This is a genomic window from Vibrio sp. C8 (assembly GCF_054051265.1).
Window position 1 is genome coordinate 88,640 of sequence record NZ_JBPAOE010000049.1, and the last position, 14,969, is coordinate 103,608.

11 protein-coding genes are annotated in these 14,969 nt (G+C 45.7%); all 11 read left to right on the forward strand.

Annotation, left to right across the window (positions count from 1 at the left end; all coding sequences use genetic code 11):
- Positions 1–51: 51 nt before the first annotated feature.
- The 11 genes from ACRQQK_RS17050 (at position 52) to ACRQQK_RS17100 (ending at position 14,941) form a co-directional block, all read left to right on the forward strand.
- Positions 52–435, forward strand: coding sequence for a hypothetical protein (locus ACRQQK_RS17050; RefSeq protein ID WP_102941391.1), 384 nt, complete (start codon positions 52–54; stop codon positions 433–435).
- Between the two features lie 84 nt (positions 436–519).
- A complete protein-coding gene (locus ACRQQK_RS17055) occupies positions 520–1,902 on the forward strand; it encodes a TolC family protein (RefSeq protein ID WP_457513381.1) in 1,383 nt (460 codons plus the stop codon).
- A 15-nt stretch (positions 1,903–1,917) separates the two neighbouring features.
- On the forward strand, positions 1,918–3,642 hold the full coding sequence (locus ACRQQK_RS17060; protein ID WP_457513383.1) for an efflux RND transporter periplasmic adaptor subunit: 1,725 nt from the start codon (positions 1,918–1,920) through the stop codon (positions 3,640–3,642).
- Positions 3,639–6,758 (forward strand): efflux RND transporter permease subunit, encoded by a 3,120-nt coding sequence (locus ACRQQK_RS17065; protein WP_457513385.1) that lies wholly within the window; start codon positions 3,639–3,641, stop codon positions 6,756–6,758. Before ACRQQK_RS17060 ends, ACRQQK_RS17065 begins: the two co-directional genes overlap by 4 nt.
- A gap of 29 nt (positions 6,759–6,787) precedes the next feature.
- Positions 6,788–7,393, forward strand: a complete 606-nt coding sequence (gene copI / locus ACRQQK_RS17070; RefSeq protein ID WP_457513387.1) for a copper-resistant cuproprotein CopI — start codon at positions 6,788–6,790, stop codon at positions 7,391–7,393.
- Between the two features lie 57 nt (positions 7,394–7,450).
- Positions 7,451–8,011, forward strand: a complete 561-nt coding sequence (locus tag ACRQQK_RS17075; protein WP_457513389.1) for a c-type cytochrome — start codon at positions 7,451–7,453, stop codon at positions 8,009–8,011.
- A gap of 24 nt (positions 8,012–8,035) precedes the next feature.
- Complete coding sequence (locus ACRQQK_RS17080; RefSeq protein ID WP_457513391.1) at positions 8,036–8,476, forward strand: DUF411 domain-containing protein; 441 nt, start codon at positions 8,036–8,038, stop codon at positions 8,474–8,476.
- Between the two features lie 238 nt (positions 8,477–8,714).
- Entirely contained in the window at positions 8,715–10,454 is a 1,740-nt protein-coding gene (locus tag ACRQQK_RS17085; protein WP_457513393.1) for an ABC transporter ATP-binding protein, read from the forward strand.
- Positions 10,451–12,235 (forward strand): ABC transporter ATP-binding protein, encoded by a 1,785-nt coding sequence (locus ACRQQK_RS17090; protein ID WP_457513394.1) that lies wholly within the window; start codon positions 10,451–10,453, stop codon positions 12,233–12,235. Before ACRQQK_RS17085 ends, ACRQQK_RS17090 begins: the two co-directional genes overlap by 4 nt.
- A gap of 418 nt (positions 12,236–12,653) precedes the next feature.
- The gene (locus ACRQQK_RS17095; RefSeq protein WP_457513396.1) at positions 12,654–13,580 is read left to right on the forward strand and encodes an AraC family transcriptional regulator N-terminal domain-containing protein; all 927 of its coding nucleotides are present in this window, start codon (positions 12,654–12,656) and stop codon (positions 13,578–13,580) included.
- 191 nt (positions 13,581–13,771) lie between these two features.
- Positions 13,772–14,941 carry an iron-containing alcohol dehydrogenase gene (locus ACRQQK_RS17100; RefSeq protein WP_457513398.1) on the forward strand — a complete coding sequence of 390 codons (1,170 nt, stop codon included), beginning with the start codon at positions 13,772–13,774 and terminating at the stop codon, positions 14,939–14,941.
- Positions 14,942–14,969: the final 28 nt, after the last annotated feature.

The following is a 14,969-nucleotide window of genomic DNA, read 5'->3' on the forward strand; positions in this document are numbered from 1 at the left end:
GCCCTAGGGGAAAGCTTTATATTCTAGCCAAATTTACAGATTCGGTTTGTCATGCGCTTAAACATCATTTCAACAACTTGGATTACAATCCTGACATTAGCAGCCTTGCTTATGTCCGGCTTTGCTTCAAGTGCAGGAATGATGACCAGCCCTATGTCGCATGATATGAAAACCTATTCTCCTCCTTGCCAAACACAGCAAATGTCTGCGCATCACAAAATGCAGATGGAGCAAGACTCCATAGGCAGCCAATGTGAAATGTCGAAGGACATCATTCATAACTGTTGTGACACCACTTGCACCACAGCCGCAGCTATTTTGCTTGTTCCAGATGTTTTAATAACAGCAGAAACCTCATTAGCTCTGTTCACATCGCCAAAATCCGGTGATGTTGTTCATACCCCTAGAAGTCTAGAACGGCCGCCCAGCGCTTAAATCCATCAATCATATTTAGGTTCCGTAGATTCATGCGGAAGAATTCTCGTGCGCATCATGCGCTCAGTGATGGATTTATAACTCGTGAAAATTCAACAATGCCTTTTGGCGCTGTCTATCAGCGCAGCGGTATTGGCGACTACACCTCTATACGCTGGTGAACCGCTCGTAAATGAGCAAACCGCGGGCAGTGTATCGTCAACATCCGAAAAAACGCTATCGCAGTTAATTGAAGCTGCACTTTCTAATGACGGAACACGCCGTCAGTACTACGCAGAAGCTCAGGCAATGCGCGAAACGGGTAAAGCCAGTGCAACCCAAATGGACCCAAAACTTAAATTTGGCGTCACTGGATTACCAACAGATAGCTTCGCGTTCGATGAAGACCCTATGACCAATATTTCCGTTGGTCTTATGCAGCAATTCAACCGTGGCGACACCTCAGATCTCAACGATAGAAAAGCAAGTCAGCAAGCTGGCGGGCTGGAAGTGAAAGTCTCAGCAAGAGAGCTGGAAGTCGCAAACGCCATTACTCAGATATGGCTTGAACTCGGCTATCAGCAAGTGGCAAACAAAGTTCTGCTTGAAAACCGATCGCTATTAAGCGAGATGGAAAGATTCATTCAAACAAATTATTCAATTGGTAAAAGTGAAGCTCAAGACCTAATCAATGCACAACTGCAAGTCGCTAAACTGGATGAAAAGATCCAAGCGAATGAGCAAACGCAACAACGCTTGAAGGCTCAGTTATCTGAGTGGTTAGGTTCAGATTGGCTTATCAATACAGACCAGCTTGAAGCTTCCAATCAATTGGACTGGCGCGCACTGCAAAATATTGAAAATACCGCGAGCAACAGTAATTTCTACTCACAACTGAATCAGAACCCCGCTGTGCGAATGGTGGATTCTTCAATTGATGCACGTCGTACTCAAGTCGATATTGCTCGCGAATCTTATGCTCCGCAGTTCGGCGTCGAAGTAATGTATGCCTATCGTCAATCAAACAACATGCGTGGTGAGCCGGCATCTGATTTAGTCAGCGCCTATATCACTATGGATATCCCTCTTTTCACGGGTAATAAGCAAGATAAGAACTTAGCCGCGGCTCAATACCAAGTGGGTGCAGCTCAGTCTCAGAAAGACACCTTGCTGAAACAAATGAACGCCAAAGTCAACGCTCTGCTTGTTGACAAAAATAACCTCACTCAACGTCTCGAACGCTTCGAATCGACTTTGCTTCCGCAAGCGGATTCACGTGTGAAAGCAACTGAGAGAGGTTACCAAAATAACACTGCTCAATTTAATGACGTGATTTTAGCGACTCGTGATGAACTTGCATTAAAGCTGGAATTTCAGCGCCTGATCACCGACCTGAATCTGGTTAATAACAACTTATCCGCATTACTCAATAGCTACAGCTATCAAGTTGATAAACCAGAAATTACTACAACGTCAGAGCAGCAATAACAAGGCAGAACAACAATGAAAACAATTCAAGTAACAACACTCGCGCTTGTTATCGGCGCAACTCTGGGCTTTGGTGCACAAACACTCTTGTCTCAAACACACACTTCTCAAGCAGAGGATACTGGGCACGAACAACTATCAAGCCAAGCTAAATCCAATAAAGAGCCGCTGTATTGGGTTGCTCCTATGGACCCGAACTATAAACGCGACAAACCGGGCAAATCACCTATGGGTATGGATTTGATCCCTGTTTATGCAGAAGATGCGGCGCAAGACCAAGCGCCGGGAACCGTTAAAATCGACCCAGCCGTTGAAAATAATTTAGGGGTAAAAGTGGCGTCTGCGCAGATGACACCTCTTACACCAAGTATTGAAACCGTGGGTTATGTGGCTTTCGACGAAAGCCAGTTATGGCAAACCAACGTGCGCGTAGCAGGCTGGGTTGAAAAGCTGAACGTCAACGCAATCGGCGATAAAGTAAACAAAGGCGATGTGTTGTTTACTCTTTACTCGCCTGAGTTGGTCAAAGCTCAAGAAGAACTGATTAATGCCTATCGCACAGGCAGAGAAGGATTGGTCAAAGGCGCGACCGAAAGACTGGTTACGCTAGGCGTAGATCGTCAACAAATTCAATCTATCGTCAAACGTGGCAAAGCGTCTCAGTCGATTGATATCAAAGCAAAGGCTGACGGAATCATCGCTAATCTCAATGTTCGTGAAGGCGGATACTTGTCACCCGCTCAGGCTGTGATCAGTGCTGGCCCACTTGAGAATGTATGGGTTGATGCGGAAGTCTTCGAGCGCCAGTCACACTGGGTTAAAGCTGGCAGCACCGCCAAGATGACGCTAGATGCTTTACCGGGCAAAGAATGGCAAGGCGAAATTGACTACGTCTACCCTATCTTAGATCCGCAAACCCGTACTTTACGTCTGCGTCTGAAATTCCCTAACCCACAAGGCGAGCTAAAGCCAAATATGTTCGCCAATATTTCGCTACAACCAGTAACAGAAGAATCGGTACTGACGATTCCTAAATCATCAGTGATCCGTTCAGGCGGAATGACTCGAGTAGTCTTGTCTGAAGGCGACGGCAAGTATCGCTCGGCACGCGTTCAAATCGGACGTGAGGCTGGTGACAAAGTGGAAGTATTGCAAGGCCTAACTGAGCAAAGCAAAGTTGTAACATCAGCGCACTTCTTACTTGATTCTGAATCGAGCCAAACGGCAGATCTGGCTCGTATCGATGGTATTGCAGTAGATATGGAAAGTGTGTGGGCGAAAGGCGAAATCAGCGATGTTTTATCCTCTTCTCGCACTCTCACGATTAACCACCAGCCTGTACCAGAATGGAATTGGCCGGGCATGACCATGAACTTCACTGCTGGCGAGAATGTTGATATTGATGCGCTGAAGTCCGGACAAGTGGTCGAGTTTGAACTGCAAAAAACACCGGATGGACAGTATCAGGTCATCGATATTAAATCAGACGGCAGCGTCGTAGCGGGTGAAGTGTGGCTGGAAGGCGACATCACAATGCTGATGCAAGACTTCGGAATGATCACGCTTCAACACTTACCGGTTTCAGAATGGAACTGGGAAGCGGGCGAAATGAACTTCACTGTCGATCCTGATATTAAGCTTTCCGGTCTTGAGGAAGGTGACCGTGTTCGATTTCTAGTACAGAAACAGAACAACGACTTCACCCTGAAGAGTATTGAGCGAATCGGAGGCAAACAATGATCAATGCCATTATTCGCTGGTCTCTGAAAAACCGCTTTATTGTCCTTCTGGCAACCGTTGCGCTTATGGCTGGCGGCTTATTTAGTGTGAAAAACACACCTGTCGATGCGATTCCCGATCTCTCTGATGTGCAGGTGATCATCAAAACCAGCTTTCCTGGACAAGCACCGCAAGTGGTTGAAGATCAGGTGACTTACCCGCTCACAACCGCAATGCTGGCGGTACCTGGGGCTGAAACCGTACGTGGCTACTCGTTCTTTGGTGACTCTTATGTGTATATCATTTTCAATGATAAAACCGACATGTACTGGGCTCGTTCGCGAGTGTTGGAATATTTGAGCCAAGTTGCGCCTAAGCTACCAGCCAATGCCAAACCAACACTGGGACCAGATGCGACAGGTGTGGGTTGGGTGTTCAGTTATGTGTTGCAAGATAAAACAGGCCAACATGATTTGGCTCAGCTACGCAGCCTGCAAGACTGGTTCTTAAAATACGAACTACAAACTGTTGATGGCGTCTCTGAAGTGGCCACCGTAGGCGGCATGGTTAAGCAGTATCAGATCCAGATTGATCCGGCTAAATTGCGCGCTTACAACTTGACGCTTCAACAAGTCAACATGGCGATTCAAAACGGCAACCAAGAGACTGGCGCTTCGGTTATAGAAGTGGCAGAAGCCGAACATATGGTTCGTACCACCGGCTATCTGACCAATATTGAAGATATTCAGTCTCTGCCGCTTAAAGTGACCAACAAAGGTACACCGTTACTGCTTGGCGATATTGCAGACATTTCATTAGGTCCACAAATGCGTCGTGGCATCTCTGAACTCAATGGCGAAGGTGAAGCGGTTGGTGGCGTGATTGTGATGCGCTTTGGCGAGAACGCGAGCCAAGTGATCGACAACGTAAAAACCAAGCTTGAAGAGCTTCAGCGCGGCCTGCCTGATGGTGTGGAAATCGTACCCACATATGACCGCTCTACGCTTATCAATGCAGCCGTTGAGAACCTTTGGAAGAAGTTAGCGGAAGAGTTCATCGTGGTAGCGATTGTGTGTGCGCTGTTCCTGTTCCACATTCGTTCGTCTTTAGTCATTGCTCTGAGTCTGCCTGTCGGCATCTTGTCTGCTTTCATTGTCATGCACTGGCAAGGTATTAACGCCAACATCATGTCTCTGGGCGGCATAGCCATCGCCATCGGTGCCATGGTGGATGGCGCAATCGTCATGATTGAAAACGTACACAAGCATATAGAACGCACCCCACTAACGGATAAAAACCGCTGGCAAGTCATTGGTGATGCCGCTCAGGAAGTCGGCCCACCGCTGTTCTTCTCGCTGCTTATCATTACGTTAAGCTTTGTGCCTGTGTTCGCTCTTGAAGGCCAAGAAGGGAAAATGTTCTCTCCTCTCGCCTTCACTAAAACATACGCGATGGCGGCTTCAGCAGGTTTAGCCATTACCCTAGTTCCGGTATTAATGGGGTATTTTATTCGCGGAAAGATCCTTCCTGAGCATAAAAACCCAGTTAACCGAGCACTGGTAGGTCTTTACCGTCCTCTGCTTAACCTAAGCTTAAAATTCCCGAAATCGGTATTGGTATTGGCCGTTGCGCTAATGGCGTCCGCCTATTACCCAACCAGTAAACTGGGCAGCGAATTCATCCCACCATTGGATGAAGGCGATTTGATGTACATGCCGACCACCTATCCGGGTATTTCGATTGGTAAAGCACGTGAGTTACTGCAACAAACCAACAAACTGATCAAAACAGTACCTGAGGTAAAAACGGTATGGGGTAAAGTCGGCCGTGCAGATACGGCGACTGACCCGGCTCCGCTCACCATGATCGAAACCGTCATTCAGCTCAAACCTCGTGAAGAATGGCGTGAAGGTGTCACCACAGAATCACTACGTAAAGAGTTTGATAACCTGATTCAATTCCCCGGTTTAACTAACGCTTGGGTAATGCCAATCAAAACCCGAATCGATATGTTAGCCACCGGTATTAAAACACCAATTGGTATCAAAATCGTTGGTCCTGAACTAAGCACCATTGAACGTATCGGTTCACAGTTGGAGCCAATTCTTAACCAAGTCAAAGGTACTGCATCGGTTTACGCTGAACGCGTTGCGGGTGGCCGATACGTGACTGTTGATATCAAGCGTAAAGCAGCGGCACGTTACGGGCTAAATATCAAAGACGTACAACAAGTGGTTTCCACCGCCGTTGGCGGCATGAATGTGGGTGAAACCATTGAAGGATTGGAGCGTTACCCTATCAACGTTCGTTATCCGCAAGACTACCGTGATTCGGTAGTAAAACTGCAAAATCTGCCATTGGTGACACCAAACGGTGCTCGTATAGCATTAGCGGATGTGGCGGATATTCGCTACGAAGATGGTCCACCGATGATCAAAACAGAAAATGCGCGTCCTAACGGCTGGGTGTTTGTTGATATCGAAGGTCGAGATCTCGGTTCTTATGTATCTGAAGCGCAAAAACGCGTAGCAGAGGAACTGAAACTGCCAGCAGGTTACTCACTCGCATGGTCTGGTCAGTACGAGTATATGGAGCGTGCGAAAGAGCGTTTAAGTGTCGTCGTTCCAATTACATTGACCATCATCACCCTGCTGCTCTATTTCAGCTTCCGACGTGTCGGTGAAGTGCTGATTATCATGGCAACCCTGCCATTGGCTATGGTTGGCGGCTTATGGTTGATGTACTCACTCAATTACAACATGTCTATTGCTGTGGGAGTCGGCTTTATCGCCCTTTCCGGCGTGGCGGTTGAAATAGGCGTCATCATGCTGGTTTACCTGAACCAAGCATGGCACTACACCAAGCTCAAAGCCGAAGAGCGGAACATTCCGCTCAGCAAAGATGACCTGAATAACGCGATTCGCGAAGGTGCTGGGCTGCGTGTTCGCCCAGTAATGATGACCGTTATCACCGTAATCATTGGCTTAATACCCATCATGTATGGCCATGGTACGGGTTCGCAAATTATGCAACGCATCGCGGCCCCGATGATTGGCGGAATGGCTTCAGCCTTACTACTTACCCTGCTGGTGATACCTGCAATCTTTAAGCTGTGGAAGCAGCGTGAAACCAAATAAATACCGAATTAATGAATAAGGAATTAATGATGAAAAAACTTACTCTAGCTATCGCACTAACCATCAGCTCTTCTATCGCTTTTGCTGATATGAACCACTCAAATTCAAATGACCATGGTTCTTCAGATCATAGTTCCATGAACAGTTCTAACAACCGTTCAATGGACCACAGTAAAATGGATCACAGCCAAATGTCACCAACCGCTAAGAAGAATGACATGAAGATGGATCATGGCAATATGATGAACATGGAAGGGATGTCTGATGTCGGTATGCCAGCCATGGGTTCAAAACCGGACAAAGTGGTTCACGTGATGCTTTCTGATGACATGAAAATCACCTTCAAAAAAGAAGTGAAAATTGAACCGAATGATGTCGTGCAGTTTGTTGTGATGAATACAGGCAAAATCAATCATGAGTTCACCATCGGCTCAGTGACAGAGCAAATTGAACACCGTGAAATGATGAAAAACATGAACGGTCAACACATGCATGATATGGGCAACGCAGTAACCGTAGAACCGGGCAAAGCGAAGCAAATTACATGGCACTTCCACGGCGACAAAAATGTTGAGTTTGCCTGTAACATTCCGGGTCATGCTGAAGCTGGCATGATGAAGAGTATCAGCCTGTAATAGCAAGAAGCCCCAACAGTAAGCTGTTGGGGCTCTATTGGAGAAATGAACAATTCCATGAACAGTGTAAAAAACCTGATAGTCGGCGCCTTGTTTTCTTTGGTCAGCTTAACGGCTCAAGCAGAAACATCGCCTAATGTGGAAACCGATATGCAGCTTTTCAGAACCGCTGGCGGTTATGGCTGCGTTGCTTGTCACGGTCAGTTTGCCAACGGCGCAGGCAATGTTGGTGGAAACATTCGTGGCAAAACGCTGAATGACATCAACGACAGCTTGGCTAACGAACCAACCATGCAGCTTCTCGCCAGTACACTGTCAAACAGTGACAGAGAAAATCTAGCCGCATACCTTGAAACGTTAGGGCAAACCACCCTGGTGGAGTGGACGATAGAAGACACCGCGACCAGCTCAAGCGTCACTATTGACGCAGATAGCCCTGCCCAGTTGGTTGTTTTTAACAAGCTATTTGAACCTGTTGAACTTTCCCTGCCTCAGTTAACTTCTGAGAAAACCGTTCAACTTAACCCGTATGAGACTAAAGCGATTGATTGGACTCCGAGTAAAGGGGCTATCACGCTAAACTACAATCAAAGTTACTTGACCATTGATGTGAAGTGAAACTTTTACACAAGAGGATGAATGATGAAAACCTTATTAAAAGCGATAACTCTGTCTGCACTAACATTCAGCTTTTCGGCGTTTGCAAAACCGACGATTGAGCTCTACAAATCCCCTACTTGTGGCTGCTGTAAAGAGTGGGCAGCAATCATGGAAGAGAAAGGCTACGAAGTGAACGTGCATCATCAAAACGATTGGAGCTCAGTGAAAAAGCAATTTGGTATGCCGAATCAGTTGATGTCTTGCCACACGGCGGTGATTGATGGCTACATGGTTGAAGGCCATGTACCAGAATCAGATATCGCGCGCTTGCTTACTGAGCGTCCAGTGAACATTTCAGGCTTAGCCGCACCGGGAATGCCACAACATTCACCGGGTATGGCTGCGCCCAATCAGCCTTATAAAGATTTCAATGTGATTGCGTTTGATAAAAACGGCAAACTTTCTCTGTATAAGAAGTACTGATCGTTCAACAGTACTAACCGCGCAACTATGCTGGCTGGGTATATCTCTTACCCAGCCTTTTTCTTAATTCTCTCTTCATCAACGAAAACTCAACCAAATTTCGATTTCAAAACGTACCTCAGGTTGGTAGAGTCTACTTCGTGATCACCTTTAAACTTTTGCAAACAAAAAAAGTGATAAGTGTTCATTTCTCCTCTCTAACAATGAAACAACACAACAAATATAAGAAACGTCAGCAATGCAGTTATATCAACATCTAAAGTGGTTTTTCCGCCAGCATCGTTTAACTTACGCCATCGCGTTATCGATGCTTTTTGCCGTCGCTATGCTCAACATGGCGGTACCGTGGCTTATTGGTAACGCCATAGACAAGCTCCTACAAACCAAAGATTTCTCGCAGGCTGAATTCTATTTATTTGCGTTGTTAGGCGTGAGTATTCTTGTCTACTTGCTGAGATACGGATGGCGGAGAATGCTGTTTGGCACCTCCTATAAATTGGGAAACATACTTCGCGAACAGTTCTATCATCGCCTTCTTCGCCAAGGTCAGGCGTTTTATAACATCCACTCGACTGGCGATTTAATGGCGAGAGCAACCAATGATATCGACGCCGTCGAAGTCGCGGCTGGCGAAGGTATCTTGTCTGGTTTCGACGGATTGCTGACCTTTATTCTAGTGCTGATCATGATGTTTATTTTCATTGACTGGCAACTGGCGATCTTAGCGATTATTCCGTTTCCGTTTATGGGGTATGGTTTTTACAAGCTGTCGAACCGAATCCATCATCAGTTCAAAGAAACACTGGACTCCTTCTCTACCTTAAATGAACAGACACAGCAGTCAGTAGCTGGCATTCGTTTGATCAAATCGATGGGGCGTGAAGAAATTGAGTCAGACAAGTTTGCACAAATTGCTCAGCAATCCGCTCGCACTACATACAATGTGCAGCGTTCAGAAGCCTTATTCGACCCGATCATTCAGCTCAGCCTAGGATCTGCACTGCTGATTGCTTTGATCGTGGGTGGCTGGCAGATTAGCCAAGAGAGATTGACCGTTGGTCAGCTCACCAGTTTCACTCTGTATTTGTCTGAACTGATTTGGCCAATGTACGCATTCGGCTGGCTAATGAACATTTTGCAACGAGGTAACGCGGCTATTGGTCGCTTGGAATCGTTATTGAAATTACCGGATTCCGTTGCAGATAAAGGAACACAAATACCTGAAGGCTATGCGCTTGCCGTAAAAGATCTAACATTTGATTACCCAGACACCAATCAAAGCACCCTGAAAAACCTCTCACTCAATGTTGAGCAAAATCGAGTGCTTGGTGTTACGGGAGCAACAGGTTCAGGGAAATCGACTCTGCTTCATTTGTTAATGCGTTATTGGGAATCTACCCAAGGTGATATTTCCGTTTCTGGTGTTTCGATAGCTGATATCCCTTTGGCGAAGTTGCGCGGTCTGTATGCCTACGTACCACAGGATGCATTCCTGTTCAGTATGACCATCATGGAGAACATCCGCATTGGTATGCCAAACGCAACCGATGAAGACGTCTATCACGCGGCGAAACTGGCGGCAATTCACGATGACATACTTCAGTTCCGTGACGGTTATCAGACCCTTGTGGGAGAACGAGGCGTCACACTCTCCGGTGGCCAACGACAACGTATTTCGATTGCCCGAGCTTTAATTAGCCAAGCGCCGATTTTGGTGTTGGATGATGCCCTGTCCGCCGTTGATATTAAAACTGAAAAACTCATCATTAAGCACCTTCAACAGCGTAGAGAACAAACCGTTGTTGTGGTCAGTCATCGCCTGTCTGCTATTGAACACGCGGATGAGATCATTGTGCTTTCTCATGGCGAAATCATTGAACGGGGTAAACATCATCAGCTTATTAGCCTAGATGGTTGGTATTCACGCATGGCGGCTTATCAGCAGATGGAGCAGGCTTTGGAGGAAGACCTGATATGAGCAAAGCAAACACAATGAAAGAGAAAAACAGCTCAGGCTCAATCAAACTCCTGATGAGCTATGTATTCGCTGAAAAAGCACTGTTTATAAAAACCTTATTACTGGTGGTGCTCGCCACTGGTTTTGACGTGCTTGGTCCTATGCTGAGCAAAGTGTTTATCGATGAATTCGTGATGCAGAATCACTACCCTGTTTGGCCTGTGGTTGGTGTTATCGCTCTGTTCATCATTTCTGTGTTATTGGGCACCTACTTAAAATATCAACAGACCCTGCGTTTTTTAGATATTGCGCTTAATGCGGTGTTAGACATACGTAAGCGATTGTTTAAACACGTGTTGACCTTGCCTGTAGCGTTTTTTGATTACTCACGGACAGGTCAGTTGGTGAGCCGTATTACCAACGACACCGAATCAATCAAAGATATCTATGTGCAGTTCTTATCGAACATCTTAGCCAACTTGGTTTTGCTGATTGGTATCTTGACCGCTATGGCAATACTGGATTTGCAATTGATGCTGGTGGCTCTGGCGTTGATACCCGCGGTTGTGAGCTTAATTTACCTCTATCAGAAATTCAGTGTTAAAGCGGTGACGCAAAGCCGCCAGCTACGCTCTGATATTAACTCGACTATGAATGAGTCGATCAGCGGTATGACGGTGATTCAAGCCACCAACCAACAGCAAAACAAACAGCAGCAGTTCGAACAGATTAACAGCCAGTATTACGATACGCGTTTAAAAGCGGTAATCGTCGGCTCAATGTTGCTTCGCCCTGCGATTAACTTGTTAAGCATCCTGATTTTAGCTGGCGTGGTGTGGTTCTTTGGCTTGCAAGTGGTAGAAGGCGTGGCGGAAGTCGGTGTTCTATACGCTTATTTGAGTTACTTAGGGCGTTTTACTGAACCTCTGGTCGAGATTACTCAGCGTTTCAGCCTTTATCAGCAGGCAGTCGTCGCTGGTGATCGTGTGTACGAGTTGCTGCAAGAGCCCTCTTCAGAACAAAAAGAAGTACGCTGGAATCACATTGAACAAGGTGATTTAAGTATTGAAAACCTGTCGTTCAGTTACCAAGCAGACAAGCCGGTGCTGCACAATATCAATGCCACCGTTGAGTCAGGTAAGTTCTTCGCGATTGTTGGCCATACGGGCAGCGGTAAATCAACGTTACTCAGCCTGCTGCTTAACTTCTATCAGTCGCAGTCAGGTTCAATCAAGATTGACGGGCATGAACTGAACCAATACGCACCCAAAACATTGCGCCAGTTGATTGGCTTTATCCCACAAGAGCCTTTTGTTCAGGCAACAACAGTGTTTGATAACATCGACATGGGTAGAAATTTAAGCCAAGAAGCTGTTGAACTGGCCGCCAAACAGGCACATTTGCACGATGTCATCATGCAAATGACTGACGGCTATCAAACTCAGTTAGGTGAAGGCGGATTAAGACTATCTACCGGACAAAGACAGCAGTTGATCATTGCTCGTGCGTTAGCCGGTTCACCAAAGATTTTGCTGCTCGATGAAGCAACAGCCAACATCGACAGCGAAACAGAACAAATCGTACAGAGAGCGTTAAATGAGTTGAGAGGCAAAGTGACGCTCATCGTTGTTGCGCACCGTCTCTCTACCATCCATCACGCTGACCGCATTTTGGTGCTGGATAAAGGCCATCTTATCGAACAAGGTAATCATCATCAGTTAATGCAAGTGGATCACGGGCGCTACAAAGCCATGTACCAACTTCAGCAGCAAGAACGAATGGTTGCAGAAGCGGAACGATAAGAGAAAAGAGTGGCTAATTAGCCACTCTTGTTTTTTCGGAATAGATAATACAACTCAACGTGTGACATTGTAACTAAATGCTCTAGTGCTATCGCTTAAAATGCCAATTTCAATTCAACCTAAAAGAAAGTTTTCACTGATTACTTAACACTCGTTCGCCTGCCCTACTTGAATAATTGCCTAATCATCCATAAATAGTCACAGTACGGTGTAAACAACTGGCATTTCAAAATACAGAGAGCTCTTCACTATTTAGCTTTAATACATAAATATCAATAAATTAATAATCAACATGGTACGACACACGTCACCTAAGTTAATTGCCGCTTGATTAAATAAATTTGCCTAATATTCTTACACTATTCACTTGCTCACAAATCTAGCCACAACGGTTCACAAATGGCTAAAAGGAAACACTATGAGTCTTACAGCAAATGTCTCCGAACCCCATTCTAAATTGGGTAGCTTAATTGAGAATTGGACCAGAGGTAGAAACCAGTTTGACACCCACACAGGCATTCCGGGGCTGAGGTTAAGCCGCTGGGAAGCACCAACCCCGCCCACCAGTTACACTCATAATCCGAGTATCTGCCTGATTGCTCAGGGTAAAAAACAGGTTCTATTAGGCGGAGACAGCTTCATTTACGACGCCAACCATTTTTTGATTTCGTCGGTTAATCTCCCTATCACCGCCAACATTATGGAAGCGAGCAAAGATAAGCCCTATTTGGGGCTGATTTTGGAACTGGATTTGCAGGAAATCTCCCAACTGATTGTCGACAGTGACTATTCTTTTACCCACTACAAAGAAGCACAGAAAGGCATCGCTGTCGGTACTCTTTCTCAACCGCTGCTTGACGCTTTTGTCCGTCTGCTTTCACTAATGGATGAACCTGAGTCGATCAAAGTTCTCGCTCCGGTGATTAAACGCGAGATTTTTTATCGACTTCTGATGAGTGAACAGGGATCGCGATTAAACCAAATCGTCACTGACGGTAGTCACAGTCATCAGATTTCTAAAGCTATTGAGTGGTTGAAAAGCAACTTTGTGAAACCGCTTAGTGTGGGAGAACTTGCCGCTTACAGTGGCATGAGCAAGTCTGCTTTTTATACGCACTTCCGCTCTATGACTTCTATGACCCCCCTTCAATTTCAGAAGCAGCTGCGCTTAAGCGAAGCACGACGTTTGATGCTAACAGAAAATCTTGATGCTATGGCGACGACCTTTAAAGTAGGCTATGAAAGCCCTTCTCAATTCAGTCGCGAGTACAGCCGCTTATTCGGTTCCCCACCTTCGAAAGACATCAAAGCATTGCGCGAATCCAACATGGTTGAAAGCCAATAACTAGTGCTGCTAAGTGATTTTTTGGAAGAATAGGCAAGACATAGAGAGGATCTGACATTCATCAACAGCCGTTCTGTATATAGAATATCTCTTATACTAAACGTCATCTACTTTAGAAATGTGGATGTATAACTCGGTTAGCGTCTGGCTTAGCCGATACGCGAACTGTAACTCTCAAGAAGGGTGTGACAATGCAATTAGATTTCTCTTACTACAACCCAACAACCATTCATTTTGGTAAAGACTCATTGGCGAAATTAGACAGCGAACTGCCGAAGTTCGGCGACACTGTTATGCTGGTTTATGGTCGCAATGCGATCAAATCAAACGGTTTGTACGACAAAGTTATCGCAAGCCTGAATGCTGCTGGTAAGAAAGTTGTTGAGCTTTCTGGTGTTATGCCAAACCCAACTTACAGCAAAATGATGGAAGGTGTTGAGCTTGTGCGTGAACACAAGGTTGACCTGATTCTAGCAGTAGGTGGCGGCTCAGTAGTTGACTGTGCAAAAGGCATTTCAGTCGCGGCACACTGTACTGACCAAGACCCATTCCAAAAATACTGGATTGAGTGGCAAGACGTTTCTAACGAAGTGGTACCTGTTGCTTCAATTCTGACTATGGTAGGTACGGGTTCAGAAATGAATGGTGGTTCGGTTATTACTCACGAAGAGAGCAAAACCAAAGCGGGTCGCGTATTCCCACCTATCGCTTATCCTAAGTTTTCTATTTTGAACCCAGAGTACACCTTCACGGTTTCTGAGTACCAAATGGTGAGTGGCGTATTCGATACAATGTCGCACCTGATGGAGCAGTACTTCTCTGACCAAGGTGCAAACACCACCGACTACGTCATCGAAAGCTTGCTGAAGTCTTCTATCGATAACCTACGTGTTGCGCTTAAAAATCCTCAGGATTACGAAGCTCGCAGTAACATTATGTGGAACGCTACCTTGGCACTCAATACAGTAACAGGTCTTTCTAAGACTCAAGACTGGCAAGTTCATATGATTGAACACCAGTTAGGTGCTTACACTGACTGTGCACACGGTATGGGTCTAGCGGCGGTTTCTCTTCCTTACTATCGCCTAATCTACAAATTTGGTTTGGATAAGTTTGTACGTTACGCAACTCAAGTTTGGGGTGTTTCAGCAGAAGGCAAAACCAAAGAGCAAATCGCACTTGAAGGTATTGATGCATTAGAAGCATTCACAAAAGAGTGTGGCATCGTAACGTCACTTGAAGAACTCGGTGCAACCAAAGAGATGCTGCCAAAAATCGCAGAATCTACCGTTATTCTAGGTAATGGCTACAAAAAACTGACAAAAGAAGAAGTACTGAACATTCTGGAAGAGTGTTACTAATACTTTGCTAATTGTGAGTTAAAAATAA

Excerpts from the sequence above, each read along its gene's own strand:
- ACRQQK_RS17065 (WP_457513385.1), top strand. The coding sequence starts at position 3,639 with ATGATCAATGCCATTATTCGCTGGTCTCTGAAAAACCGCTTTATTGTC.
- ACRQQK_RS17080 (WP_457513391.1), top strand. The coding sequence starts at position 8,036 with ATGAAAACCTTATTAAAAGCGATAACTCTGTCTGCACTAACATTCAGC.
- ACRQQK_RS17060 (WP_457513383.1), top strand. The coding sequence starts at position 1,918 with ATGAAAACAATTCAAGTAACAACACTCGCGCTTGTTATCGGCGCAACT.
- ACRQQK_RS17075 (WP_457513389.1), top strand. The coding sequence starts at position 7,451 with ATGAACAGTGTAAAAAACCTGATAGTCGGCGCCTTGTTTTCTTTGGTC.
- ACRQQK_RS17050 (WP_102941391.1), top strand. The coding sequence starts at position 52 with ATGCGCTTAAACATCATTTCAACAACTTGGATTACAATCCTGACATTA.
- ACRQQK_RS17095 (WP_457513396.1), top strand. The coding sequence starts at position 12,654 with ATGAGTCTTACAGCAAATGTCTCCGAACCCCATTCTAAATTGGGTAGC.
- ACRQQK_RS17085 (WP_457513393.1), top strand. The coding sequence starts at position 8,715 with ATGCAGTTATATCAACATCTAAAGTGGTTTTTCCGCCAGCATCGTTTA.
- ACRQQK_RS17090 (WP_457513394.1), top strand. The coding sequence starts at position 10,451 with ATGAGCAAAGCAAACACAATGAAAGAGAAAAACAGCTCAGGCTCAATC.
- ACRQQK_RS17100 (WP_457513398.1), top strand. The coding sequence starts at position 13,772 with ATGCAATTAGATTTCTCTTACTACAACCCAACAACCATTCATTTTGGT.
- copI (WP_457513387.1), top strand. The coding sequence starts at position 6,788 with ATGAAAAAACTTACTCTAGCTATCGCACTAACCATCAGCTCTTCTATC.